We start from the raw sequence: 23,935 nt of genomic DNA, 5'->3' as shown, positions 1-23,935 counted from the left end.
GGCCGCACCGGGGTTCAGCGCTTGACGCCCGTGGCGGCGTACACGTTGATGTCCGCGTCCGTGACGTCGTTGATGTCGCGGTAGCGGACCATCTCGATGTCGTCGAGCCCGGCGAGACGGGCGGGATCGGCGGTCTCCGGCGCGGGCGCGGCCCCGTCGGGGCGCCAGTGGTGCGCGGGCACGACACCCGGCTCGTCCATCTCCAGCCCGCACTCCGTGAAGAACCGCTCGACCTCCGCCCGGGACCGCAGCACGAACGTGAACCCGCGCTCCGTGTACGTGCGTTGCACGGCCCGGATGTTCTCCGGGTTGAGGTCCTCCGTGAGGTGGGTGAGCACGAGCCGGCTCCCCGCGGGCAGGGCGTCGACCAGCCGGCGCACGATCGGGTACGCCTCCTCGTCCTCGACGAAGTGCAGGATCGCCACCAGCACCAGCGCGACGGGCTCGTCGAAGTCCAGTGTCTTGGCGGCCTGTTCGAGGATCTGCCCGGGCTGCTCGAAGTCCGCGTCGATGTAGTCGGTGCGCCCCTCGGGCCCGCTGGTGAGCAGGCCGCGGGCGTGCGCGAGGACCACCGGGTCGTTGTCGACGTACACGACCCGCGCGTCCGCGGCGATGCGCTGGGCGATCTGGTGGACGTTCTCCTGAGTCGGCAGACCGGTGCCGACGTCGAGGAACTGGCGTATGCCCTCCTGCGCGGCCAGCGTGCTGACGGCACGGCGCAGGAAGTCCCGGTTGTGCCGCACGTCGAGGTAGCCCCGCGGGTTCGCCGCGAGCGCCGCGGCGGCGGCGTCACGGTCGACGGGGTAGTTGTCCTTGCCCCCGAGGAAGACGTCGTAGACGCGGGCCGGGTGCGCCTTGGTGGTGTCGATCCTCCTCCTCAGCTCGGCGGGATCCTGGCCGAGAGCATCACCGGGCATAGGGCCTCTCCCTGCGGAGTCGGTCACTGAACGGGCAACAACCCAACTCCCGAAGGGACTTGATAGTGCCCGCGCCGGTACGACGGCATCGAGCCGGTACGGGCGCGGGCACTGTCGTCAGGACGGCATGGAGCCGGTACGTCCGCGGTCGCGTCGTCAGGACGGCTCGGTCGCCGACACCGCGGTGACGGTCACCGTGTCGTCGCACTCGGCCAGGACGCCGTCGTCCAGGGCGACCTGGTGCGAACCGGCACCCGGGAGGCCGACCACCAGGGTCGGGTACGTGACGGGCGTCGAACCGGACTCGCAGTAGCCGTCGGCCTCACCCTGGACCTGGACGAACGTCAGCTTCGTCCAGGCCTTGCCGCCCGGCGCGAGCAGCACCTCGGACGCGGCGCCCGAGGGTGTCACCGCCAGCGGGTGGTTCTTGTCCGGGGAGCCGTTGCCCGCACCCGCCACGGTCGGGTGGCCCTGGACGGTGCACGGCACGGCGGAGGTGTTGGTGAACCGGACGACCGCCGCGCCGGTTCCGGTGCCGTCGGGCCGGTCCTCGGCCTGGCGCATGGACACCTCCAGTTCCGACCCCCCGCAGGCCTTGGCCGCCGCGGGCGTGGACGGCGCGGACGGCGAGCCCGCACCGCCGGGAGAGGCCTTCCCCGAGGGCGGCGTCGACGTGCCGGCGGACGGAGCGCCGCTGGACGCGGCCGGCTCGACCGGTCGACGCGACGGCGAGGAGCCGGACCCCGCCCCGTCGTCGCCCGGCTGACACGCGGTCATGAACAGGGCGGCCGCCGACACGGTCACCATCGCCAGCGCCGCCCTGCGGACACCCGTCCTGTACTGCGTCCCGTACTGCATGCGGTCCCCCGAGAGAAGTTCAGGCGCCGGTCCTCACCGGCACTCGTCGCTTCAGAGCGCGGGACCGGTTCGCGGGGTTCACCTGCGAGGCGGTCTGTGACACGACGGTGACGGATTACGCCCGGAAGGCCGAAACTCCGGACAATCCACATGCATGACGCTGCGCTCCGCCGGCCTAGCCGACGGCCGCCGTCTGCCACTCGCTGCCGCCCAGCGGATAGTCGTACGCCGGCCGTCCCGCGTTCCCGCTCGTGCGGAACACCTTCCCCCGGTCGTCGATCCGCACGGTTCCGTGCCGGGTACCGCTCGCCCACTCCAGTTCCAGGTACCAGCTGACGTCGTGCGCCCGCGCGTGCGCCAGCACGTAGAAGACCTCCGGATCGGACTCGCTGACCTTGTAGGGGAAGTCGCGCTGGCCGTGCTCCGGCACGACCGACGGGCGCCCGTTGTCGAGGTCCACACTGAAGGACTTCGTGGACACGTTGCCCCCGCAGCCGACGCCCATCGCGTAGTCCTTCCAGGGAAGCGGGCTGCCCTTGTGCACGACACGCACGTGCAGCGCCTCCAGCACGACGGTCGCCTTTCCGGTGCCCTGCACCGTGAGCGCGAGCATCTGGTCCTTGCCGGCGACGCCGCCCAGCGCGCCGACCCACCCGCGGGCGTCCTGCTCGCCGGGCGGCGGGGGCACCTGCGCCGGCTCCCGGTCCACCAAGTAGTGCTGGCTGCACGGGTCTTCGAACCGGTACGGGTCGGTGGCGACCAGGGGCGCGGCGCCCTCGGCCGCGCCGGAGCCCGGTCCGGCGCTGCCCGGCGCGGGGCCGGACGCCGAGCGGCCGCCGTCGCGCGAGGCCGGCGCCGAGGGCGACGGGTGCCGCGTGCCGGGCGTCGCACTGGCGGTCGCCGTGCCCGTCCCCGTGGTGCCGGGCGTGGCGTCGGCGGACGGCGCGACGGCCCCGGCGGACCGTTTCCCGCCCTGGTCGTCGCCCGTGCCGGGCACGAGGTTCACGACGAGAGCGGCGGCGACGGCAGCGGCGGCCACGGCGGCTGCGGCCAGCACGACGGATCGCCGGCGCCGGGGCACCCGTACCCGGGCGGGCACGGACCCGCCCGGTGAGCCGGGGTAGGGGTCCCTGGCACCGGAGGAGCCGGCTCCGGCGCCGGCCTCCCCCGGGGAGGCGGCCTCGCCCTCCGTGTCTCCGGCCGAGGAAACCCCCGGCGCGTGAGCCGCCCCAGGTTCCTGCTCCGCCGTCACCGTGTCGGCCGCCATCACCGTGTCGGCCGTCTCTGCCCCTTCGGCCGCGACCGCCCCGTCGGCCGCCGCTGTCCGGTCCGCGGTCTGCGACCCACCCGCCGCGGCCGGCACCGGCCCGGCAGACGGCACCGGCTCCGCCGCTCCCTTGCGGCCCCGCAGCGCGTCCGCCCGCACCCACCTGCGATGCAGCTCCAGCAGTTCGCCGGGAGTGGCCTTGCACAGCCGGGCGAGGCGTTCCACGGGCGCGTAGTCCGCCGGTACGGCGTCCCCGTTGACGTACCGGTGCAACGTCGACGCACTCACGTGCAGCCGCTTCCCCAGCACCCCGTAACTGAGCCCGGACCGCTCCTTCAACTCCCGCAGAAGCTCCGCGAAATCGTCCCGCGCCACCCGTCCCCCCATCCCCCGCGTCCCGCGGCCGCGTTCGAGGGGCATGTCATTCCCCCAGGTCAGACCCCGTACAACCGTTCCGGCGTCCCGAATGCCCCGGCCACCATGGCGGCCGGGACGGATCACCGCCCAAGCTGTTGTCATCCAAGCACGCCGCTCCCCTCGACCGGTCGAGCGGCCGCTCCAACCAGCCATACCTGCACAGGGGGACCACTCATGTCCGCACGCACCACCCGCACCCGCCTCCTCGCCGCCTCGACGGTCGCACTGGCCGCACTCGCGCTCTCGGCGTGCGACAACGGGCAGGGCGTACGGGACGAGGGCCCGTCCGCCGCGTCCAAGTCCTCGGCGCAGCCGACCGGTTCGCCGTCCACCGGGGATTCCGCCCCCGGTGCCACGAGCAAGCCGGCCAGGAGCACCGGCGGCACGACGGGCGGCACGGGCGGCGGCACCACGGCCGGCGGCTCGGGCGGTGCCTCGGGCTCGTCCGGAAAGACCTCCGGGGGCTCGACGGGCGGCGGCACGGCCGGCGGGTCCACCCGCAACGCCGCCTGCAACGGCTCCAACACGAAGACGACCGCCACCGAAGTCACCCGCCCCCTCAACCACATGCTCCTCACCGTCACCAACACCGGTTCGAAGAACTGCGACCTGACCGGCTACCCCGTCGCCCGCTTCGGGGAGGCGCAGGCGGTGCCGCCGGTCGCCGAGGAGACCCACCCGCAGGCGGTCGTGACCCTCACCCCCGGCGAGTCCGGCTACGCGGGCGTGCGCCTGTCCGCGGCGGACGGCAGCGGCGGCAACGGCTACACGGCCAAGACCCTCGTCGTCGGCTTCGACAAGGGCGCCGCCGCCCGCCCCGCGCTCCCCGCGAAGGGCGTGTACGTCGACGACAAGCTCCTGCTGACGTACTGGCAGCAGAGCCTGGACGACGCCCTGACGTACTGATTCGCACCGCTGCTGTCCGACCGGCTGGTGGCGATGGCCGGCGGTCTGGTCCCGGGCACCGCGGAGGCCGTCGACAGCGGACGGCATCTCACCGATGTGTCCAGCCTGGCGGTCAGCCGGGCCGCGTTCCCGGGACTCCTCGCGACCTTCGCCGAACAGGGCCTGCGCACCGAGCTCTTCACACCGATGCGGGCTGGACCGGGCGGTCGCGGAGGGGTACGCCGACGACGGGCTCTCCCGCCTGGTGGACCTACTGACGGCCCAGCGTCCGGGCGACCTCGGTGGCCCAGTAGGTGAGGATGTTCTGCGCCCCGGCCCGCTTGATGCCGGTCAGCGCCTCCAGGATGGCCTTGTCCCGGTCGATCCAGCCCTTCTCCGCGGCGGCCTCGATCATCGAGTACTCGCCGGAGATCTGGTACGCGGCGACGGGCACGTCGACCGCATCCGCGACCCGCGCGAGGACGTCCAGGTACGGGCCGGCCGGCTTGACCATCACCATGTCGGCGCCCTCCTCGAGGTCGAGCGCCAACTCCCGCATCGCCTCCCGCGCGTTGGCGGGATCCTGCTGGTACGTCTTCCGGTCGCCCTGCAGCGAGGAGCCCACGGCCTCGCGGAAGGGACCGTAGAACGCCGACGAGTACTTGACGGTGTACGCCAGGATCGAGACGTCCTCACGGCCGATCTGGTCGAGCGCGTCGCGGACGACGCCGATCTGGCCGTCCATCATCCCGCTGGGTCCCACCACGTGCGCTCCGGCGTCCGCCTGCACCTGGGCCATCTCGGCGTACCGCTCCAGCGTCGCGTCGTTGTCGACGCGGCCCTCGGCGTCCAGGACCCCGCAGTGCCCGTGGTCGGTGAACTCGTCGAGGCACAGGTCCGACATGACGATCAGGTCGTCGCCGACCTCGGAGCGGACGTCGCGCAGCGCGACCTGGAGGATCCCGTCGGGATCGGTGCCGGCGGTTCCCTGCGCGTCCTTGTCGGCGTCGTCCGGCACGCCGAACAGCATGATCCCGGAGACCCCGGCCTCCAGCGCCTCCACGGCGGCCTTCCGCAGGCTGTCACGCGTGTGCTGCACGACACCGGGCATCGCCGCGATCGGCACCGGCTCGCTCACGCCCTCCCGCACGAACGCGGGCAGGATGAAGTCGGCGGGGTGCAGGCGCGTCTCCGCGACCATGCGGCGCATGACAGGTGTCGTACGCAGCCGCCGCGGCCGCGTACCGGGGAAGGATCCGTACTTCGTCATACCCCCCACGCTACGCCTGCCCCAAGGGCACCTATACCGACGCTTTGTCGGCGTTCGCGACCGTGGAACGGGCCGGGATCGGCCCGTCGGGCGTCCGAGCGCGAGGCCATCCCGGCCGCGGCGGGGGTCCGGGGGCGGCAGCCCGCGTGTGCACGGGGCGGGCGGGGGCCGAGGGGGGAAACACGTCCCCCGGCCCCCTTGCCGTCAGGTGGTGCGGCGGCGCCGCGACCCGGGCCGGCGCTCGCTCGGCCGCGTCACCGGGTCACCGGCGTCCAGCGCGGCGGCCCGTCGGCGCAGCCCGAAGTCGGCCAGCGCCTCCGCGAGCTTGTGCACCGACGGCTCCGGCGCCATGACGTCGACCCGCAGTCCGTGCTCCTCGGCCGTCTTGGCCGTGGCGGGACCGATGCACGCGATGACGGTCACGTTGTGCGGCTTGCCCGCGATGCCCACCAGGTTCCGCACGGTCGACGACGAGGTGAAGAGCACCGCGTCGAAGCCACCGCCCTTGATGGCCTCACGCGTCTCCGCCGGCGGCGGCGAGGCGCGCACGGTCCGGTAGGCCGTGACGTCGTCGACCTCCCAGCCCAGCTCGATGAGTCCGGCGACGAGCGTCTCGGTGGCGATGTCGGCACGCGGCAGGAACACCCGGTCGATCGGGTCGAACACCGGGTCGTACGGCGGCCAGTCCTCCAGCAGTCCGGCGGCCGACTGCTCACCGCTCGGCACCAGGTCCGGCTTCACGCCGAAGGCGATCAGCGCCTTCGCGGTCTGGTCGCCCACGGCCGCGACCTTGATCCCGGCGAAGGCGCGGGCGTCGAGCCCGTACTCCTCGAACTTCTCCCGCACGGCCTTGACCGCGTTCACCGAGGTGAAGGCGATCCACTCGTAGCGGCCGGTCACCAGGCCCTTGACCGCGCGCTCCATCTGCTGGGGCGTGCGCGGCGGTTCGACGGCGATGGTCGGCACCTCGTGCGGTACGGCTCCGTAGGACCGCAGCTGGTCGGAGAGCGAAGCCGCCTGCTCCTTCGTACGCGGCACGAGGACCTTCCAGCCGAACAGCGGCTTGGACTCGAACCACGACAACTGGTCGCGCTGGGCGGCTGCGGAACGCTCACCGACCACGACTATCACCGGCCGGCCGCCGTCCGGGGACGGCAGCACCTTCGCCTGCTTCAGCGTCTGCGCGATGGTGCCGAGGGTGGCAGTCCAGGTGCGCTGACGCGTGGTGGTGCCGGCGACGGTCACCGTCATCGGGGTGTCGGGCTTGCGCCCGGCCGCCACGAGTTCACCGGCGGACGCGGCCACGGAGTCGAGCGTCGTCGAGACCACGACGGTCCCGTCGGACGCGCCGACCTCGGTCCAGCAGCGGTCGGAGGCCGTCCGCGCGTCGACGAACCGGACGTCCGCGCCCTGCGCGTCGCGCAGCGGCACACCCGCGTAGGCGGGCACGCCGACGGCGGCGGCGATGCCGGGCACGACCTCGAACGGGACGCCCGCTGCGGCGCAGGCGAGCATTTCCTCGGCGGCGTACGTATCAAGTCCCGGGTCCCCGGACACCGCACGCACGACCCGCTTGCCGCCCCGCGCGGCCTCCATGACAAGATTGGCGGCGTCCCTCGACGCGGGGTCACCAACGGTTGTTGACGCGCCGTCAACAACCGTCAGCTGAGGCGTGCCCGTGCCCCTGTACGCATCCGGAGAAGTGTCCGGATCAGTGTTCAGCACGGCGACGCTTTGTCTGGCATGCACACGCACCACGTCGAGCACCTCGTGCTCGGCGACGAGAACGTCCGCGTTCGCCAGCGCCTCCACGGCGCGCAGTGTCAGGAGTCCTGGATCCCCGGGTCCGGCACCCAGAAAGGTGACGTGCCCGTGTTCCGGACCGGCGGGAAGGTTGGTGGGGCTCAAAGTGCTCGCTCCCCCATCAGACCGGCCGCGCCCTTGGCAAGCATCTCGGCGGCGAGTTCACGGCCGAGCGCAATCGCTTGGTCATGTGTCTCGGGCACGGGACCGGTGGTGGACAGCTGCACCAGCGTCGAGCCGTCGGTCGTGCCGACGACGCCGCGCAGGCGCATCTCCTTGACAATCTGCCCGTCGGCCAGCAGGTCGGCGAGCGCGCCCACGGGTGCGCTGCAGCCGGCCTCCAGGGCGGCAAGCAGGGACCGCTCGGCGGTCACGGCGGCCCGGGTGAGCGGGTCGTCGAGCTCTCCGAGCGCTGCGACGAGGTCCGCGTTGTCCGCGGCGCACTCGATCGCCAGTGCCCCCTGGCCGGGGGCGGGCAAAACAGTGTCGACCGACAGGAAGTCGGTGACCTCGTCGATACGGCCGATCCGGTTGAGTCCGGCGGCGGCGAGCACGACGGCGTCGAGCTCCCCGCTGCGCACGTACCCGATGCGGGTGTCGACGTTCCCGCGGATGGCGACCGTCTCGATCGTCATCCCGTGATTGCGCGCGTATGCGTTCAGCTGGGCCATGCGGCGCGGCGAACCGGTGCCGATGCGCGCACCCTCGGGAAGTTCGGTGAAGGTGAGACCGTCGCGGGCGACCAGCACGTCGCGCGGGTCCTCGCGCAGCGGCACGGCGGCCAGCGCCAGGTCGTCGGGCTGCGTGGTCGGCAGGTCCTTGAGGGAGTGCACGGCGAAGTCGACGTCACCGCGCACCAGCGCCTCGCGCAGCGCGGTCACGAAGACCCCGGTGCCGCCGATCTGCGCGAGATGCTCGCGCGAGGTGTCGCCGTACGTCGTGATCTCGACCAGCTCGACGGGGCGCCCGGTCACCCGGCTGACGGCGTCCGCCACCTGCCCGGACTGGGCCATGGCGAGTTTGCTGCGCCTGGTCCCCAGCCTCAGCGCACCTTCTCGGTGGGTTCGCGGCTCACTCATGATCGCCCTCGGTTCCTGGCGTTCTCGTTCTCGTTCTTGGGTTCGTCGTCGGCCCGCGAAACGGAGGCGACCGTCTCGGGGTCCAGGTCGAACAGGGTCCGCAGCGCGTCCGCGTACCCGGCGCCGCCCGGCTCCGCCGCGAGCTGCTTGACCCGCACGGTCGGCGCGTGCAGCAGCTTGTCGACGACGCGCCGCACGGCCTGCGTGATCTCACCGCGCTGCTTGTCGTCGAGGCCGGGCAGCCGGCCGTCGAGCCGCGCGATCTCGTTCGCGACGACGTCGGCGGCCATGGCGCGCAGGGCCACCACGGTGGGCGTGATGTGCGCCGCCCGCTGGGCGGCGCCGAAGGCGGCCACCTCGTCGGAGACGATCCTGCGCACCTGGTCGACGTCCGCGGCCATCGGCGCGTCCGCGGAGGCCTCGGCCAACGACTCGATGTCGACGAGACGCACGCCGAGCAGCCGGTGCACGGCGGCGTCGATGTCACGGGGCATCGCGAGGTCCAGCAGCGCGAGCACGGGCGCGGGCCGGGGGGCCTCGGCGACGGGCTCGGGCCTGCGGCGCTCGGGGATACGGCCCGCGGTGGCGACGGCGGAGACCAGCGCGGCGATGGCGTCGGCGTCGCTCTCCGGGTCGAGCAGCGTGGACACGCCCGCCTCGTGGACCGTGGCGGTGCCCGCGGCGGCCGGACGCTGCGCGCGGCCCGCCGCGTCGCCCTTGTCCACCCATGCCGCGTGCTGCTCCAGCTCGGCCGCGGCCATACCGGCCACCGCTGCCTCACCGAGCACCGAGAAACCGGCCGTGCTCTGCACTCCGGGCAGGTCGAGGGGGCAGCCCTCCTCGGCGCCGACGCCGGCCGGCGCGAGCGGGGCGCCCGGCTGCGCGGGGCGGGCCGCGGGTGACGGCGTGAGGGCGGACCCGGCACCGGACACGGACAGTCCCGTGCGGCCCTCCACGGCCGCCGCGACGGCCTCGGCCGTCAGGACGAGCCCGGTGGCGCCGGTGCAGGAGACGGCGATGTCGGCACGTGTCAGCTCGACCGGTACCGACTCCATCGGTACCGCGCGGGCCGACACGTCCGTGTCCTCGCTGTCGGTGAGGATCCGGGCCAGGCGCTCGGCACGTTCGAACGTGCGGTTGGCGATCACGATCTCGCCGACCCCGGCGCGCGCGAGGGTGGCCGCGGCCAGCGAGGACATCGAGCCCGCGCCGATGACCAGGGCCTTCCTGCCCTTGGCCCAGGCCTCGACCGCCGCACCGGCGGACAGCTGCTCCAGACCGAAGGTGACCAGGGACTGGCCCGCACGGTCGATGCCGGTCTCGGAGTGTGCGCGCTTGCCGACCCGCAGTGCCTGCTGGAACAGGTCGTTCAGGAGACGGCCGGCGGTGTGCAGCTCCTGCGCGGTGGCCAGCGCGTCCTTGATCTGGCCGAGGATCTGGCCCTCGCCCACGACCATCGAGTCCAGGCCGCACGCCACCGAGAAGAGGTGGTGGACCGCCCGGTCCTCGTAGTGCACGTACAGGTACGGGGTGAGCTCCTCGAGACCGACCCCGCTGTGCTGGGCGAGCAGCAGGGACAGCTCGGCGACGCCCGCGTGGAACTTGTCCACGTCGGCGTACAGCTCGATGCGGTTGCAGGTGGCGAGCACGGCGGCCTCGGTGGCCGGTTCGGCGGCGAGGGTGTCCTGGAGCAGTTTGACCTGCGCGTCCGCGGACAGTGCGGCGCGTTCGAGGACGCTGACCGGAGCGCTGCGGTGGCTCAGCCCGACGACGAGGAGACTCATGCCGGCATCACGGCGGGGACGTCCCCGTCGGGTCCCTTCTCGTCGTCGTCCTGGTGGGCCGCGGCCACGGCACCGGCCTGCGACTCGGCTTCCTCGCCGGCCTTGCGCTGCTCGTGGAACGCCAGGATCTGCAGCTCGATGGAGAGGTCGACCTTGCGCACGTCGACGCCGTCCGGGACGGACAGGACGGTCGGCGCGAAGTTCAGGATGGAGGTGACTCCGGCGGCGACCAGGCGCTCGCAGACCTGCTGGGCGACGCCCGGCGGGGTGGTGATCACGCCGATGGAGACGCCGTTGTCGGAGATGATCTTCTCGAGGTCGTCGCTGTGCTGCACGGTGATCCCGGCGACCTGCTTGCCGGCCATCTCGGGATCGGCGTCGATCAGCGCGGCGACCCGGAAGCCACGGGACGCGAACCCTCCGTAATTGGCCAGCGCCGCGCCGAGGTTACCGATACCGACGATCACAACCGGCCAGTCCTGGGTCAGGCCCAGCTCACGGGAGATCTGGTAGACGAGATACTCGACGTCGTACCCCACGCCACGGGTCCCGTAGGAGCCGAGGTACGAGAAGTCCTTGCGCAGCTTCGCGGAGTTGACCCCCGCCGCGGCCGCGAGCTCCTCGGAGGAGACCGTGGGGACCGAGCGCTCCGACAGTGCGGTGAGGGCTCGGAGGTACAGCGGAAGCCTGGCGACGGTGGCCTCGGGAATCCCTCGGCTGCGGGTCGCCGGTCGGTGAGTTCGGCCAGTTGCCACGGTGCTCCTGCGGGTAGAGCGGGGCTGCAGGCGGTCACACGTACCTAGACCGCCCCGTCGAATGCAGGCTATGTCTTTGTGAACGCGTGCACAAAGATGGTGTCCGATTTGCCCGGCCAACGTGACCGGGGTCACGCGCGCCCGGCGCACACGTATGGAACCGGCGCACACGCATCTTCGTTCGGCACCTGAAGGGGGCAAAACCGCACACTCTCCTCAACGCATCCCGCCCCCGAGACCAATCGCCGTCGATCCTAGGCGACTTTCCGGACCACTTGGACTACCCAGTCAGGTCACATCGAGGTCACGGCGGGCCGGCACCGGCGTTCCCGCACGGGGTCCGCCGGGTGAATTCACCGTGTGAGGGCTTTGCGCAGACGCTCCTCGTCCACCCGCCAGAACGTGTGCTGCGCGCCGTCCACCAGCACCACCGGGATCTGTTCCCAGTACTCGCGGTGCAGCGCCTCGTCCTCGGTGATGTCCTTCTGCTCCCAGGGCACGCCGAGATCGCCGCAGACCTTCTCGACGACCTGCTGTGCGTCATCACACAGATGACAGCCGGGCTTCCGGATCAGTGTGACGAGCCGGTCCTGGGGGGCCTTGCGCCGAAACATGGGACTCATGTCGGCCATTCTCGCCCCGCGCACGGCGACACGACTCCCCGGCGGGCGCATCCGCGGAACCTCTGCCGAACACCCGCGGAGCCGCTCCGGCGCACCGATGGGAGCACTTCTTTAACGGCTCGGTCGCGGAGAGTTCACAGCGCCGAATCCTCTCGACTCCGGAACCACCGAACAAACTGGCTATGCTCACGCCATGGCCGCTCTCGGATGGCTCACTCCCCGTAGGCGCTCCGCCACGGCGCGGAGCGTGTTGGCAGGCGAGGCCTCTGCGGAGGCAGCGCGCAAGTCCTCGCAGGAACTGTCCTCGCAGGAACTGGAAGAACCGGCACCCGACACCGCCGCGGAGGAACCGGAGTTCCCGGTCCTCGGCGACGACAGGGCCGCCGCGTTCTTCGACCTCGACAACACCGTGATGCAGGGCGCGGCCCTCTTCCACTTCGGCCGGGGCCTGTACAAGCGGCGGTTCTTCGAGACGCGCGACCTCGCCCGATTCGCCTGGCAGCAGGCGTGGTTCAGGCTCGCCGGCGTCGAGGACCCCGAGCACATGCAGGACGCGCGCGACTCCGCGCTGTCGATCGTCAAGGGACACCGCGTCTCCGAACTGATGTCGATCGGCGAGGAGATCTACGACGAGTACATGGCCGAGCGGATCTGGCCCGGCACCCGCGCCCTCGCCCAGGCACACCTCGACGCCGGCCAGAAGGTGTGGCTGGTCACGGCCGCACCGGTGGAGATCGCCACGGTGATCGCCCGCCGCCTCGGCCTGACCGGCGCCCTCGGCACCGTCGCGGAGTCCGTCGACGGCGTGTACACCGGCAAGCTGGTCGGCGAGCCGCTGCACGGCCCGGCGAAGGCGGAGGCGGTCCGCGCCCTGGCCTCGGCGGAGGGCCTGGACCTCTCGCGCTGCGCCGCGTACAGCGACTCCCACAACGACATCCCCATGCTGTCGCTGGTCGGGCACCCCTACGCCATCAACCCCGACACCAAGCTGCGCCGGCACGCCAGGGACTCCGACTGGCGCCTGCGCGACTACCGCACCGCCCGCAAGGCCGCCAAGGTCGGCATCCCCGCCGCGGCCGGAGTCGGCGCGGTGGCCGGCGGCACCGCGGCCGCCATCGCCCTCCACCGCCGTCGCCGCTGACCTGACCCACACCGACGCCACAGCCCCGGCCCTCCAGGCCGGGGCCGGCCGCGTTTCCCGTACGCCGCCGCGAACTCCGGGCGCTTCCGGCCGACGCCGGAGAGTCCCGGCCCGTCCGACGCCGGAGAGCTCCAGCCCGTCCGGCGTTTGAGGACGAGGCCGTCCAGGCCGGCCGGGGGTCCGGGGGCGGAGCCCCCGGAAGTACCGGACGGTCAAGGGGCGGAGAGGGCGCGAACCGCCCGGGCCGGCCACCGGGCCACGCCCAATTCAGCGGGTTCTACCCGCACAGCCCCGCCGCCAGTCCCCTTGCCGCGAGACGGCCACAACACGCCCCGCACTCAGACGGAACACGAACTAATCCGATCAACAACCGTTCACCACCCGGCACTTGAAAAGGCCTCGATCGGTAACAGAAGCGACGTAATCGATGATTTGAGCAACTGGGTGTAGCGCTGCCTGTACGAAGCGTTATTCTCCTCAGACGCAAACCGGTACCCCTCCGTCGCTACGACGGGTGAAAGGTCCCGCACTGCACGTGATGGAAGCTCTGCCTCTGGGAGTCCCGTGTACTCACACGTCGGGGTTGACGCCTCGGGCCTGGCTACGCTGCGCGCAACGGTCCTGGACCGTCTTCGCGGCTTCGTCCCCACCGCGTACGCCGTACCCGCCCTCGCCGCCCCCGCGCCCGTCGGCCCCTGCTACGCACTGGCCGACGGCAACGCGGCGGTCGGCAGACGGGGCCGCTCGAGCTCGGCCACCACCGCACGCCGCCCGGCCGCGGACAGTGACAGCGCCAGGATGATGGACCTCGTGGAGCGCGCCCAGGCCGGCGAGGCCGACGCGTTCGGACGGCTCTACGACCAGTACAGCGACACCGTGTACCGGTACATCTACTACCGGGTGGGCGGCAAGGCGACCGCCGAGGACCTGACGAGCGAGACCTTCCTGCGGGCCCTCAGGCGCATCGGCACCTTCACCTGGCAGGGCCGCGACTTCGGCGCCTGGCTCGTCACGATCGCCCGCAACCTGGTCGCCGACCACTTCAAGTCCAGCCGATTCCGGCTGGAGGTGACCACCGGGGAGATGCTCGACGCGAACGAGGTCGAGCGCTCCCCCGAGGACTCCGTCCTGGAGTCCCTGTCGAACGCGGCCTTGCTCGACGCCGTCCGGCGCCTCAACCCGCAGCAGCAGGAGTGCGTGACGCTCCGCTTCCTCCAGGGGCTCTCGGTCGCCGAGACCGCCCGGGTGATGGGCAAGAACGAGGGCGCCATCAAGACCCTGCAGTACCGGGCCGTCCGCACCCTGGCCCGGCTGCTCCCGGACGACGCGCGCTGAAGCCGTACCACCCGTAGTGATCCCGCACGTTCAGCGACGATCAACTCACCGTCAGTAAAAGTCTGGTTGACTTCGCGGTCCGATCATCCGTCGTCCGTAACCCAAGTGCCGCGACGCTCGTTGTGCGGGATACAGGCTCCCTGTGGTCACCCCTTGGCCAGCACTGATCACTCGATCGTGTGGATGTGGTCAGGGAGTGCAACCCTCAGGACCCCCTGGGGAGTCGACCGTCATGACGAGAGGAGGTGCCGCCAGTGATCGCGAACGTATCGGCACACCGGCGGGCGAACGCCTTCGCCCAGGCTCTGGAGGAGCAGTCCGAACAGGGCCCGGCGGCCGAGCAGCCCGATGGATGGGCGCCGTCCCCGGCTGCTGCGGAACGGACCGAGGAGGGCCTGCTCCTGGCCCTCGCCACCGGTCTCGGCGAGCTGCCCAAGCCGGAGCTGGACCCCGAGGTCAAAGTCGTGCAGCGAGCACAGCTCGTCGCCGCGATGGAGGCCATGCTGCTGGAGGGCACTGCCGGGGGCGAGGGCCGCGATCCCGCGGTGCCCGAGCAGCGGACCCACCGGGCCAAGGGCGCGCACCGGGCGAGCGGGCTGAGCAAATTGCGACCGCGGTCCCGGCTGTCGAAAGGGCTGGCCGCGGGCGGGCTCACCGTCGGTGTGGCCGCAGGAGCCTTCGGCGGCGTGGCCGCCGCCAGCTCCGACGCCCTCCCCGGAGACTCGCTCTACGGGCTCAAACGAGGCATGGAGGACATCAAGCTGGGCCTGGCCCACGGCGACAGCGACCGTGGCGAGCTCTACCTCGACCAGGCCTCGACCCGGCTGAGTGAGGCGCGGCGGCTGATGGAGCGTGACCGCTCGGGCCACCTCGATCACGAGTCCCTCGGCGAGGTCCGCCGTGCCCTGTCGGGCATGCAGCACGACGCCTCGGAAGGCCACCGTCTGCTGCACGAGGCGTACGCGAGGGACGGCTCACTGGGCCCCATCCAGGCCCTGTCCGCCTTCTCCCAGTCGCATCGTGAAGCCTGGGGCGCACTGCGCGACCGGCTGCCCGTGCAGCTCGGCGACGTCAGTGACCAGGTCTCGTCGGTCTTCGACGCCATAGACGAAGAGGTCGGCCCGCTGCGCTCGTTGCTGCCCCCGACGCCCTCCCCGGAGGGCACCGGCCGGCACCGCGGCAGGAGCGAGGAGGCCACCGCCTCGTCCGGGACACACGCTTCGGCGCCCAGCACCGCCGCCAGCGGCTCCTCGGCAGGCGGTCACAGCAGCGGCAAGCCGAAGCCGTCCAGCTCGGACAGCAGCAGCGACGGCCTCATCGGCGGCAGCACGGGCGGACTCCTGGACCCGCCCAAGGACACCGCCAGTTCCTCACCGTCCGGCAGCAGGAGCACCCCGGCGAGCGAGCCGGACGTCACCCTGCCCCCGCTCCTCCCGGGCCTCCTCCCGGGCCTGGGCATCGACAGCGAGGACGACAAGTAACGCACCACGCGGCTGGGGGCGCCCTTCTCCGGAAGGGCGCCCCCAGCCGCGTACAGGCACGCGTACCGACGGGTCCCGTCGAAGAACTCGGCAGGACCGGAAACACTCAGAAGAACACGGACCGCCGCTGCACCAGCAGCTTGTACAGCGTGTGCTGGATCTGCTCCCTGACCTGGTCCGTCAGGTTGAACATCAGCATCGGGTCCTCGGCCGCCTCCGGTGGATAGCCGTCCGTGCGGATCGGCTCACCGAACTGGATCGTCCACTTCGTGGGCAGCGGAATCGCACCGAGCGGCCCCAGCCACGGGAAGGTCGGCGTGATCGGGAAGTACGGGAAGCCCAGCAGCCTCGCCAGGGTCTTCGCGTTGCCGATCATCGGGTAGATCTCCTCCGCGCCCACGATCGAGCACGGGATGATCGGGGTGCCCTGGCGCAGGGCGGTGGAGACGAACCCGCCCCGGCCGAAGCGCTGGAGCTTGTAGCGCTCGCTGAACGGCTTGCCGATGCCCTTGAAGCCCTCCGGCATCACACCGACCACTTCACCCCGTTCCAGGAGCCGTTCGGCGTCCTCTGCGCAGGCCAGGGTGTGACCGGCCTTGCGGGCCAGCTCGTTGACGACCGGCAGCATGAAGACCAGGTCGGCGGCGAGGAGCCGGAGGTGCCGGCCGGCGGGGTGGTTGTCGTGCACGGCGACCTGCATCATCAGGCCGTCCAGCGGCAGGGTCCCCGAGTGGTTGGCGACGATCAGCGCCCCGCCCTCGGACGGGATGTTCTCGATGCCCTTCACGTCGACGCGGAAGTACTTTTCGTACAACGGCCGGATCAGCGACATCAGGACCTGGTCGGTGAGTTCGGCGTCGTAGCCGAAGTCGTCGACCTCGTAGTCACCGGTCAGCCGGCGGCGCAGGAAGGCCAGGCCCCCGGCGATACGCCGCTCCAGGCCGCCGCCGTCCTGTGGCTGCTGGGGTGGCTGTTCCTCACGCGTCACAGGAACATCATCCTGCGGGACGGCCGGGCCCGGCAGGGGCTGGACCTCACGAACCACCACGGGCTCGCCCTTGCGCCGGCTCCCCGCGGCCCGACGCCGCTGCGGGCGCTGCATCGCAGCCCCACGCGACCGGTCGTCATCGAACGGAATGACTTTGGCGTCCGCCATCGTTGATGCGCTCCTCAGTTGGCGCTCTGCGTCGGGGGGTGGCCGCCGCCCAGGACGGGCAGCGCGGCGATCCGGTCGACGGCCCCCGCGAGGGCCTCGGGGGGCAGGAGTCCGGGCCCCCGGCTGCGGGCGAAGTCCGCGAAGGCCTCCGCGGTCGTGTACTTCGGCTTGTAGCCCAGCGTTTCGCGCATCTGGTTCGTCGACACGACCCGGCCGTGCGTGAGCAGCCGCAGTTGCTCCGGCGAGAAGTCCGTCACGCCCAGGGTACGCACGGCCGTGCCCGCCCAGCTGAGCGCGGGCAGCAGCAGCGGCACCGTGGGGCGGCCGAGACGTCGCGCGCACTGCGAGAGCAACAGGACTCCGTCGCCCGCGATGTTGAACGTGCCGCTGTTGAGGGTGCCGCGCTCCGGCTCGTGCGAGGCGAGTCGCAGCACCTCGATCACGTCGTCCTCGTGCACGAACTGCAGGCGCGGGTCGTAGCCGAAGACGGTCGGCAGCACGGGCAGCGAGAAGTACGAGGCGAGCGGCGAGTCCGCGCTCGGCCCGAGGATGTTCGCGAACCGCAGCACGCACACGGCCACATCGGGCCTGCGGCGCGCGAACCCGCGTACGTAGCCCTCGACCTCCACGGTGTCCTTCGCGAAGCCGCCGCTGGGCAGCGACTTGGGCGGAGTGGTCTCGGTGAAGACGGCGGGGTCACGGGGGGCGGAGCCGTACACGTTGGTACTGGACTTCACGACGAGCCGTTTGACCGTCGGGGACTTCTGACAGGCACCCAGCAGCTGCATGGTGCCGATGACGTTGGTCTCCTTGACCGTGGTCCGGCTGCCGCCGCTCAGCGCCGTACCGGTCACGTCCAAGTGCACCACCGTGTCGACGGTGTGCTCGGCGAGCACCCGCGCGATGGCCGGCTGGCGGATGTCCGCCTGCACGAAATCGGCGCCGCCGAGATGATGCTCGGGCGGGACCGCGTCCACGGCGACCACCCGGTCGACCTGCGGGTCACGCTGGATCCGTCGCACGAACCGGCCCCCCAGTTGGCGGGCCACTCCGGTCACGAGCACGACCTTCCCCAAGATCAGCGCCTTCCTTCCAGAACTGGACGTAGCTCTGCGCGTACCCTGCCGGGTTCCCCGTGTGCCGCCAACTTAGCGGTTGGATGTTGCGCTGTGATGACTGCCCGATGCATGAAGTGACGACAGCCACAGACGTACGACCAGACCCAGCCATTCGGCCTAGGGGGCTTCGTTCGGATCGGCTCGGGTCCGCGGCGATCCGAACGAAACTCCCCAAGGCTCACACACGTCCACGCCCCGCAGCGGACCGGCCCCGCACCCGGCCGGATCGATCGGCGCCCGAAGACCGCGTGGACCCGCCCGCACGTCCGCGAGAACCCGCCCGCAGGCCGCCCGGACACGCACGTGGCCCCCCACCAGCCGGTGGGGGGCCACGTCATGCGCTTGTGCGGCGCCGCTTACTTCTTGTTGCGACGCTGAACGCGAGTGCGCTTGAGCAGCTTGCGGTGCTTCTTCTTCGCCATCCGCTTGCGCCGCTTCTTGATAACAGAGCCCACGACTACCCTCGCTCACTTCTCTTTACTCGGTGCTGGGCTGCATGGGCCCACACGACCTATGAGGGGCCAGCCTACCCGTCCGAGCGCCAGGGTCGTAATCGAGGGGTTCCGGGAGATCTCCATCGATCCCCCGGAAACGCCGTCAGGCCGTCTCCACCCCCACATAGCTCTCACGGAGGTACTCGTGAACCGCTTGCTCCGGCACCCGGAAGGACCTCCCCACCCGGATGGCCGGCAGATGACCGCTGTGCACCAACCGGTACACGGTCATCTTCGACACTCGCATCACCGAGGCAACCTCCGCCACGGTAAGGAACTGAACCTCGTTCAGAGGCCTCTCGCCAGCTGCAGCCATGACACACCTGAACCTTCCGCACTCGACGGCCACCGGCTTCCCCTTCCGGTGACTCTTCGTCGTTGCGTGCTCACTCCCCAATGTAGGGGCGGGTGATGCGAGTGGGGAAGAGGGGATGCCATCGGCCGCCTACTGTGACAGACACGCTCGATTGAGTACATAGCGAGTAAGCGGTCGGTAGTAATCAGACCGCACAGCGTCATCAAGCGGAACGACGACGGACACCTGCCCCTCTGCCTCTCCGACGAAGAGCGCAGGATCGTCCGTATCGGCCAGCCCCATCGCCTCGAACCCCAGCTGACCTGCCCCGCAGACCCATCCGTGGTCCCCGATGACCAGCTCCGGGAGGGGGCCGCCGGCCTCCGCGGCGGCCGCCAGAGCGGTCCGAACCGGGAGCGGCGAGTGGGTGTGCGCGCCGGTCGCACGCCCGGTGGCCTGCACGCCTGGTTCGCGCACCAGCGCGACACCTTGTACGTAGTCAAGGTTGTACGTGCGTAGGCCGAACCGGGTCGTTATGTCGACACAGCTGCCCTGCGCGGGAGTGAGGACCGCACACCCCGCCGCCGACAGGGCGTCCGCGAGAGCGGCGTAGAAACCGATCAGCCGGTGCGGATGACCGGTGCCGAGGAGCACCGGAGTACGGCTGCGGGCCGCCTCGCCGAGCCGCTGCGCGAAGGCGTCGAGCGCCACCAGGGTGCGCTCGGGATCGATCACATCATGCCCTGAAGTGTGCGTGGGATCGGCCGAAACCCCGCACTTGTCGGCCATCAGCTCGATCAAGTCCTGCTGCCGCCAGGTCCATTCGGGATCGAGGCCGAGCAGCATCCGGGGATCGCGGGCGGCGAAGAGCCGATAGCTGCGCAGGCTCTCCTCGCGCGAGGTGGCCACGGGCCCGGCCAACCGGGCGGCCAGCAGGTGTGCACGCATTGCTCCGGTGCTCAACACGTCAGCGATGCTGGCGCATCCATCCCCGCCGCAAGCCCAAAACACAGAAAATGCCCCACAGTTGGCCTAATGGGTCCACAGGGCCGGCCGGTACGGCTTCCGGCCAGGAGTCGGGAAGCGCCCTAGGCCAGCAGGCCGCGCAGCGGGAACACGGCCCTGCGGGTCGCGACGATCGCCTGGTCCAGACGGTCCGCGGGGTCGTACCCCGCCTCCCAGTCCTTCCAGGGCACGGGCCAGCGACCGTCCGTCATCCGCGCCGGTGCCAACTGCCGGGCACGGGCGAAGACTTCCTGCCGCCAGCTCTCGGGGATCACCGTCTCGGGCGCCAGCGGCCGGCCCGCGGCGATCGCCACCAGGTGCGTCCAGGACCGCGGCACGACCTCCACCACGGCGTACCCTCCGCCGCCGAGCGCGACCCAGCGCCCGTCCGCGTACTCGTGCGCCAGGTCGTGGCAGGCCATCTGCACGGCGCGCTGGGCGTCGAGCGAGACGGCGAGGTGCGCGAGCGGGTCCTCGAAGTGGGTGTCGGCGCCGTGCTGGGTGACCAGGACCTGGGGCCGGAAGTCCGCGATCAGCTCGGGCACCACCGAGTGGAAGGCGCGCAGCCATCCGGCGTCGCCGGTGCCGGCGGGCAGCGCGACGTTGACCGCGGAGCCCGCCGCCTCGGCGGCGCCGGTCTCCTCCGGCCATCCCGTCTGCGGGAACAACGTGCGCGGATGTTCGTGCAGCGAGATCGTGAGGACCCTCGGGTCCTCCCAGAAGGCCGCCTGCACTCCGTCGCCGTGGTGCACGTCGACGTCGACGTACGCGACACGCTCGGCTCCCAGTTCGAGCAGCCGGGCGATGGCGAGCGCGGCATCGTTGTAGATGCAGAACCCGGACGCGGCACCGGGCATCGCGTGGTGCAGGCCGCCCGCGAAGTTCACGGCGTGCAGCGCGTCTCCGCGCCACACCGCCTCGGCGGCCCCCACGGACTGCCCGGCGATGAGCGCCGACACCTCGTGCATCCCGGCGAACGCGGGGTCGTCCACGGTCCCCAGCCCGTACGACGAGTCCGCGGACCCCGGGTCGGCGGACGCGGCCTTGACCGCCTCCACGTAGTCCTCGCGGTGCACGAGCCGCAGCGTGGAGTCCCCGGCGGACTTCGCCGCGACGACATCGACGTCACGGTCGAGCCCGAAAGCGCCGACCAGGCTCCGGGTCAGCGCGAGCCTGACCGGGTCCATCGGGTGCTCGGGACCGAAGTCATAGCCCGTTACTGCCTCGTCCCACATCAGCTGTGCGCGGCCGCTCATGACCGTCACCGTATCGGTTTGGTTCAGGGGCGAACGACCGGGCGTACCCCAGGGTCACCAGGACCAGCACCATCGGCACGAGCATGGCACCCCGGTAGTTCCAGGCGTCCCCCAGCGCCCCCACCAACGGCGAACCGATCAGGAAGCCCACGTAGTTGAAGATGTTCAGGCGTGCGATCGCCGTGTCCGAGGCACCCGGGAAGAGCCGCCCCGCCGCCGCGAACGTCTGCGGCACGATCACGCACAGCCCCAGGCCCAACAGCGTGAACCCGAGCATGCCCACCCAGGCACCCGGGGCGACCGCCACGACCGCGAACCCGAGCGCCGCCACCACCGCCCCGAGCCGCACCACGGCCACGGCCCCGAAGCGCCGCACCCCGAAGTCTCCGATCGCCCGCCCCAGCAGCGTCGTCACCATGTACACGTTGTACGGAACGGTCGCCAGCTGCTCGGAGCTGCCCAGCACGTCCTGCAGGTACTTGGCGCTCCAGTTGGAGACCGTCGAGTCCCCGATGTACGCGAACGTCATCACCAGGCACAGCGGCAGCAGCAGCTTGAAGACGACGGGCCCGCCCTCGGCCGCCACCCGCTGCTCGGGCGCGCCCCCGTCGACGTACCAGCGGCTCCCCACGAACGTGGCCGGAAGCAGCACCAGCGCCACCGGGAGGTAGGACACGAGCAGCGAGACGTGCCAGTGCGCCCCCGCCCACGCGAGCGACGCACCCATGATCCCGCCCAGGCTGTACGCGGCGTGGAAGCCGAGCATGATGCTGCGCCCGTACGTCCGTTGGAGGCTCACGCCGAGCATGTTCATCGAGGCGTCGAGCGCGCCGACCGCGAGACCGAAGGCTCCCAGGGCGATCGCGACCTCGACGAGGTGGTCTCCGGCACCCACACCGAGCAGGGCGAGCAGCACGACCGGCTGGGACCAGCGCAGCAGACGGCTGGCCGGTATCCGCTTGACCAGGTGCTCGGTGGTCACGCTGCCGACCCCGGCGAGGATGGGCACGGCGGCCAGGAAGACGGGCAGCAGCGCATCGGATATCCCGTACCGGTCCTGGATGGCCGGGATGCGCGTCACGAGGAGCGCGAAGGTGGCGCCCTGAGCGAAGAAGCTGAACGCCAAAGAGGCCCTACCGCGCCGCAGCACATCTGTCATGGCGGCGAGCGTAGGGCCCCGGCTTACCGGTGGGTAGATCAAGCCGAAGATGAATTTTGCTCAGCTCTTCGGGTGAAGCGGTGGAGCGGCACTCCGTGTGGACCGGGCCGAGCCGGTCGAGTGGCTTCTCGGATGAACCGGGGCGGGCGGCCCCGCCGTTCAGCGGGTCCGGCCGGCCAGCTCCTGCTCCAGCAGCTTCTCCATCGGGACGACCGCGAAGCGCCCGCTGAGAAGGATGGCCAGGCCGATCGTGGCGCCCATGACGACCGTGCCGACCCAGACCATGGTGTCGACCGGCAGCGTGTACGCGCCCACCACCCGCAGCACGCACTCACCGAGCAGCGCCTCCCCCCAGATGAGGGAGAAGGTCCGCTCCGCCTGCCGGAACCGCTCGGAGCCGACGAGCAGCCGCTCCCAGGCCGCGTTCTTGGCCGCGTCGCCCTTGATGAGGAACGGCTTCATCCCCTGCGTCATCATCGGCCGGCCGAGCCGCACCGACAGCAGGATGCCGATCCCGACCACGCTGCTCACACCGCTGTCCTTCGCCAGCATCAGCCGCGGGTCGCCGGCGACCAGGCTGAGGAGCAGTCCGACGACGTTGACGAGGAGGATCAGTCCGGCCAGCCCGTTGAACGTGCGCTCCTTCACCAGGCTCCGCAGCGTCCGCACCGCCGGCACCACACTGCTCCAGGCCAGCGCCGCGACGGTGCTCATCCCGAACCCGTTCTTCAGGAGGTAGTACGACGCCAGGGGCACCGCCACGTCCATGATCAGCGGCAGGAAGCTGGGCTTGGCGGCGGCCGGGCCGGTCGCCACGACGGCGGTCGCTTCGGTGCTGGTCTCGATGGTCGTGGCGCTCATGATCGGGTCCCTCCGTCGTCGCTGTGTACGTCCCGTTTCGATGTACTCAGCTTCGCGGTCGGACCCTGTGCGCCGACAGAAACGATCGTCCGGAGCTCCGCATGACATATGTCAGTCGCCGCGCGTGGACGCCGTCACGGGCGGCGTCATACCAGCAGGTCAGCCAACTCGCCCATGTCCGAGAACAGTTGGGTGGCGCCGGCGAGCTTGGCGGCGGGTGTCATGGCGGTGAACCCGTACACGTCCATGCCTGCCGCATGCGCCGCCTGCACGCCCAGCGGACTGTCCTCCACGACGACACACCGCCGCGGCGGTACGCCCATGCGCTCGGCTGCGTGCAGGAAGAGGTCGGGGGCGGGCTTGCCCCGTCCCACGTCCTGCGAGCTGAAGACGCGCTCTTCGTCGAACCATTGGTCGAGCCCTGTCTTGCGGTGCCCCACCCGGATCCGCTCATGGCTCCCGGAGGAGGCCACGCAGTACGGCACGCCGTCCGCGGCCAGCTTCTCCAGTACCTGCACGGCGCCGGGAACGGGCTCCAACTCCCGCTCGAAGGCGGCGAAGACGCGTGCGTGGAAGACGTCGTCGAAGTCGTCGGGAAGCCGCCGGCCGCTGCGCTCGTGCACGAGGTCGTGGATGCGGTGCATCGCCGAGCCCATGTAGTCCCTGATGGAGTCCTCGTACGAGGTCGGATGGCCCAGCTCGGTGAGATGGGCGGCCAGGATCGTGTTGGAGATCCGCTCACTGTCCACCAGGACACCGTCATTGTCGAAGATCACCAAGTCGTAGCGCATGGGTCGACCCTAATCGACCCGCGAAACGGCACGCAGGCGACCCGTAAACGCAGAAAGCCCCCGTACCGGTATCCCGGTACAGGGGCTTTCCTCAAAATTAGTTCGGCGGCGTCCTACTCTCCCACAGGGTCCCCCCTGCAGTACCATCGGCGCTGTAAGGCTTAGCTTCCGGGTTCGGAATGTAA

At 71.2% G+C, this 23,935-nt stretch carries 23 protein-coding genes and 1 rRNA gene; 5 read left to right on the top strand and 19 right to left on the bottom strand.

Annotated features, from left to right (window positions below; genetic code table 11):
• Positions 1-14 precede the first annotated feature (14 nt).
• Together ACZ4IF_RS44070 and ACZ4IF_RS44065 are read right to left on the bottom strand one after the other, a co-directional pair.
• A complete protein-coding gene (locus ACZ4IF_RS44070) occupies positions 15-917 on the bottom strand; it encodes an SAM-dependent methyltransferase (RefSeq protein WP_467574800.1) in 903 nt (300 codons plus the stop codon).
• Between the two features lie 156 nt (positions 918-1,073).
• Positions 1,074-1,481 (bottom strand): DUF4232 domain-containing protein, encoded by a 408-nt coding sequence (locus ACZ4IF_RS44065; protein ID WP_467574798.1) that lies wholly within the window; start codon positions 1,479-1,481, stop codon positions 1,074-1,076.
• On the opposite strand from ACZ4IF_RS44065, the gene ACZ4IF_RS44060 reads away from it, so the two are divergent.
• Positions 1,480-1,683 (top strand): hypothetical protein, encoded by a 204-nt coding sequence (locus tag ACZ4IF_RS44060; RefSeq protein ID WP_467574795.1) that lies wholly within the window; start codon positions 1,480-1,482, stop codon positions 1,681-1,683. The two genes, ACZ4IF_RS44065 and ACZ4IF_RS44060, sit on opposite strands and share 2 nt — an antisense overlap.
• A gap of 267 nt (positions 1,684-1,950) precedes the next feature.
• On the opposite strand, the gene ACZ4IF_RS44055 is transcribed toward ACZ4IF_RS44060, so the two are convergent.
• Positions 1,951-3,429 (bottom strand): helix-turn-helix domain-containing protein, encoded by a 1,479-nt coding sequence (locus ACZ4IF_RS44055; RefSeq protein WP_467574792.1) that lies wholly within the window; start codon positions 3,427-3,429, stop codon positions 1,951-1,953.
• A 204-nt stretch (positions 3,430-3,633) separates the two neighbouring features.
• Between ACZ4IF_RS44055 and ACZ4IF_RS44050 the strand changes: the two genes are divergently transcribed.
• Positions 3,634-4,365 (top strand): DUF4232 domain-containing protein, encoded by a 732-nt coding sequence (locus tag ACZ4IF_RS44050; protein WP_467574789.1) that lies wholly within the window; start codon positions 3,634-3,636, stop codon positions 4,363-4,365.
• A 250-nt stretch (positions 4,366-4,615) separates the two neighbouring features.
• Here ACZ4IF_RS44050 and hemB read toward each other — a convergent pair whose 3' ends face one another.
• The 6 genes from hemB to ACZ4IF_RS44020 form a co-directional block, all read right to left on the bottom strand.
• Positions 4,616-5,614, bottom strand: a complete 999-nt coding sequence (gene hemB, locus ACZ4IF_RS44045) for a porphobilinogen synthase (protein WP_467574786.1) — start codon at positions 5,612-5,614, stop codon at positions 4,616-4,618.
• Positions 5,615-5,818: 204 nt separating this feature from the next.
• The gene (locus tag ACZ4IF_RS44040; protein WP_467574783.1) at positions 5,819-7,522 is read right to left on the bottom strand and encodes a bifunctional uroporphyrinogen-III C-methyltransferase/uroporphyrinogen-III synthase; all 1,704 of its coding nucleotides are present in this window, start codon (positions 7,520-7,522) and stop codon (positions 5,819-5,821) included.
• The gene (hemC, locus tag ACZ4IF_RS44035; RefSeq protein WP_467574780.1) at positions 7,519-8,496 is read right to left on the bottom strand and encodes a hydroxymethylbilane synthase; all 978 of its coding nucleotides are present in this window, start codon (positions 8,494-8,496) and stop codon (positions 7,519-7,521) included. The genes ACZ4IF_RS44040 and hemC overlap by 4 nt, the downstream gene beginning before the upstream one ends.
• Positions 8,493-10,280, bottom strand: coding sequence for a glutamyl-tRNA reductase (locus ACZ4IF_RS44030; RefSeq protein WP_467574778.1), 1,788 nt, complete (start codon positions 10,278-10,280; stop codon positions 8,493-8,495). The genes hemC and ACZ4IF_RS44030 overlap by 4 nt, the downstream gene beginning before the upstream one ends.
• Positions 10,277-11,035 carry a redox-sensing transcriptional repressor Rex gene (locus tag ACZ4IF_RS44025; protein WP_095935822.1) on the bottom strand — a complete coding sequence of 253 codons (759 nt, stop codon included), beginning with the start codon at positions 11,033-11,035 and terminating at the stop codon, positions 10,277-10,279. Before ACZ4IF_RS44025 ends, ACZ4IF_RS44030 begins: the two co-directional genes overlap by 4 nt.
• A 353-nt stretch (positions 11,036-11,388) precedes the next feature.
• On the bottom strand, positions 11,389-11,667 hold the full coding sequence (locus ACZ4IF_RS44020; protein WP_359503959.1) for a glutaredoxin family protein: 279 nt from the start codon (positions 11,665-11,667) through the stop codon (positions 11,389-11,391).
• Positions 11,668-11,851: 184 nt separating this feature from the next.
• Between ACZ4IF_RS44020 and ACZ4IF_RS44015 the strand changes: the two genes are divergently transcribed.
• The 3 genes from ACZ4IF_RS44015 (at position 11,852) to ACZ4IF_RS44005 (ending at position 15,615) form a co-directional block, all read left to right on the top strand.
• Positions 11,852-12,799, top strand: a complete 948-nt coding sequence (locus tag ACZ4IF_RS44015) for an HAD family hydrolase (protein WP_359503957.1) — start codon at positions 11,852-11,854, stop codon at positions 12,797-12,799.
• A gap of 564 nt (positions 12,800-13,363) precedes the next feature.
• Entirely contained in the window at positions 13,364-14,134 is a 771-nt protein-coding gene (locus ACZ4IF_RS44010) for an ECF subfamily RNA polymerase sigma factor, BldN family (protein WP_028805573.1), read from the top strand.
• A 254-nt stretch (positions 14,135-14,388) separates the two neighbouring features.
• A complete protein-coding gene (locus tag ACZ4IF_RS44005; RefSeq protein WP_467574774.1) occupies positions 14,389-15,615 on the top strand; it encodes a DUF5667 domain-containing protein in 1,227 nt (408 codons plus the stop codon).
• 106 nt (positions 15,616-15,721) lie between these two features.
• Here the strand turns inward: ACZ4IF_RS44005 and ACZ4IF_RS44000 are convergent, their stop codons facing one another.
• The 10 genes from ACZ4IF_RS44000 to rrf all read right to left on the bottom strand — a co-directional run.
• On the bottom strand, positions 15,722-16,771 hold the full coding sequence (locus ACZ4IF_RS44000) for a lysophospholipid acyltransferase family protein (RefSeq protein WP_345644246.1): 1,050 nt from the start codon (positions 16,769-16,771) through the stop codon (positions 15,722-15,724).
• Between the two features lie 14 nt (positions 16,772-16,785).
• The gene (locus tag ACZ4IF_RS43995) at positions 16,786-17,847 is read right to left on the bottom strand and encodes an NAD-dependent epimerase/dehydratase family protein (RefSeq protein WP_467574771.1); all 1,062 of its coding nucleotides are present in this window, start codon (positions 17,845-17,847) and stop codon (positions 16,786-16,788) included.
• A gap of 398 nt (positions 17,848-18,245) precedes the next feature.
• A complete protein-coding gene (locus tag ACZ4IF_RS43990) occupies positions 18,246-18,344 on the bottom strand; it encodes a 30S ribosomal protein bS22 (protein ID WP_003948845.1) in 99 nt (32 codons plus the stop codon).
• A gap of 142 nt (positions 18,345-18,486) precedes the next feature.
• Entirely contained in the window at positions 18,487-18,699 is a 213-nt protein-coding gene (locus tag ACZ4IF_RS43985; protein WP_004984898.1) for a helix-turn-helix domain-containing protein, read from the bottom strand.
• Positions 18,700-18,828: 129 nt separating this feature from the next.
• Positions 18,829-19,644, bottom strand: coding sequence for a phosphatase (locus tag ACZ4IF_RS43980; protein ID WP_467574769.1), 816 nt, complete (start codon positions 19,642-19,644; stop codon positions 18,829-18,831).
• Positions 19,645-19,766: 122 nt separating this feature from the next.
• Positions 19,767-20,939 carry an acetoin utilization protein AcuC gene (locus tag ACZ4IF_RS43975; RefSeq protein WP_467574766.1) on the bottom strand — a complete coding sequence of 391 codons (1,173 nt, stop codon included), beginning with the start codon at positions 20,937-20,939 and terminating at the stop codon, positions 19,767-19,769.
• Positions 20,890-22,098 (bottom strand): MFS transporter, encoded by a 1,209-nt coding sequence (locus ACZ4IF_RS43970; RefSeq protein WP_467574763.1) that lies wholly within the window; start codon positions 22,096-22,098, stop codon positions 20,890-20,892. Before ACZ4IF_RS43970 ends, ACZ4IF_RS43975 begins: the two co-directional genes overlap by 50 nt.
• A 159-nt stretch (positions 22,099-22,257) precedes the next feature.
• The gene (locus ACZ4IF_RS43965; RefSeq protein WP_467574760.1) at positions 22,258-22,959 is read right to left on the bottom strand and encodes a VC0807 family protein; all 702 of its coding nucleotides are present in this window, start codon (positions 22,957-22,959) and stop codon (positions 22,258-22,260) included.
• Positions 22,960-23,105: 146 nt separating this feature from the next.
• A complete protein-coding gene (locus ACZ4IF_RS43960) occupies positions 23,106-23,750 on the bottom strand; it encodes an HAD family hydrolase (RefSeq protein ID WP_359503935.1) in 645 nt (214 codons plus the stop codon).
• A gap of 100 nt (positions 23,751-23,850) precedes the next feature.
• Positions 23,851-23,935: ribosomal RNA gene (rrf, locus tag ACZ4IF_RS43955) — 5S ribosomal RNA — on the bottom strand; the annotation flags it as partial.

The organism is Streptomyces sp. NPDC025784 (assembly GCF_055558435.1).
This window is presented reverse-complemented; position numbering and strand designations above follow the sequence as displayed.

Coding starts and splice junctions, on each gene's coding strand:
- ACZ4IF_RS43975 (WP_467574766.1), bottom strand. CDS start 20,939: ATGAGCGGCCGCGCACAGCTGATGTGGGACGAGGCAGTAACGGGCTAT.
- ACZ4IF_RS43985 (WP_004984898.1), bottom strand. CDS start 18,699: ATGGCTGCAGCTGGCGAGAGGCCTCTGAACGAGGTTCAGTTCCTTACC.
- ACZ4IF_RS43970 (WP_467574763.1), bottom strand. CDS start 22,098: ATGACAGATGTGCTGCGGCGCGGTAGGGCCTCTTTGGCGTTCAGCTTC.
- ACZ4IF_RS43965 (WP_467574760.1), bottom strand. CDS start 22,959: ATGAGCGCCACGACCATCGAGACCAGCACCGAAGCGACCGCCGTCGTG.
- ACZ4IF_RS44070 (WP_467574800.1), bottom strand. CDS start 917: ATGCCCGGTGATGCTCTCGGCCAGGATCCCGCCGAGCTGAGGAGGAGG.
- ACZ4IF_RS44020 (WP_359503959.1), bottom strand. CDS start 11,667: ATGGCCGACATGAGTCCCATGTTTCGGCGCAAGGCCCCCCAGGACCGG.
- ACZ4IF_RS44055 (WP_467574792.1), bottom strand. CDS start 3,429: ATGGGGGGACGGGTGGCGCGGGACGATTTCGCGGAGCTTCTGCGGGAG.
- ACZ4IF_RS44050 (WP_467574789.1), top strand. CDS start 3,634: ATGTCCGCACGCACCACCCGCACCCGCCTCCTCGCCGCCTCGACGGTC.
- ACZ4IF_RS44030 (WP_467574778.1), bottom strand. CDS start 10,280: ATGAGTCTCCTCGTCGTCGGGCTGAGCCACCGCAGCGCTCCGGTCAGC.
- ACZ4IF_RS44015 (WP_359503957.1), top strand. CDS start 11,852: ATGGCCGCTCTCGGATGGCTCACTCCCCGTAGGCGCTCCGCCACGGCG.
- ACZ4IF_RS44065 (WP_467574798.1), bottom strand. CDS start 1,481: ATGCGCCAGGCCGAGGACCGGCCCGACGGCACCGGAACCGGCGCGGCG.
- ACZ4IF_RS44000 (WP_345644246.1), bottom strand. CDS start 16,771: ATGGCGGACGCCAAAGTCATTCCGTTCGATGACGACCGGTCGCGTGGG.
- ACZ4IF_RS43960 (WP_359503935.1), bottom strand. CDS start 23,750: ATGCGCTACGACTTGGTGATCTTCGACAATGACGGTGTCCTGGTGGAC.
- hemC (WP_467574780.1), bottom strand. CDS start 8,496: ATGAGTGAGCCGCGAACCCACCGAGAAGGTGCGCTGAGGCTGGGGACC.
- ACZ4IF_RS44060 (WP_467574795.1), top strand. CDS start 1,480: ATGGACACCTCCAGTTCCGACCCCCCGCAGGCCTTGGCCGCCGCGGGC.
- hemB (WP_467574786.1), bottom strand. CDS start 5,614: ATGACGAAGTACGGATCCTTCCCCGGTACGCGGCCGCGGCGGCTGCGT.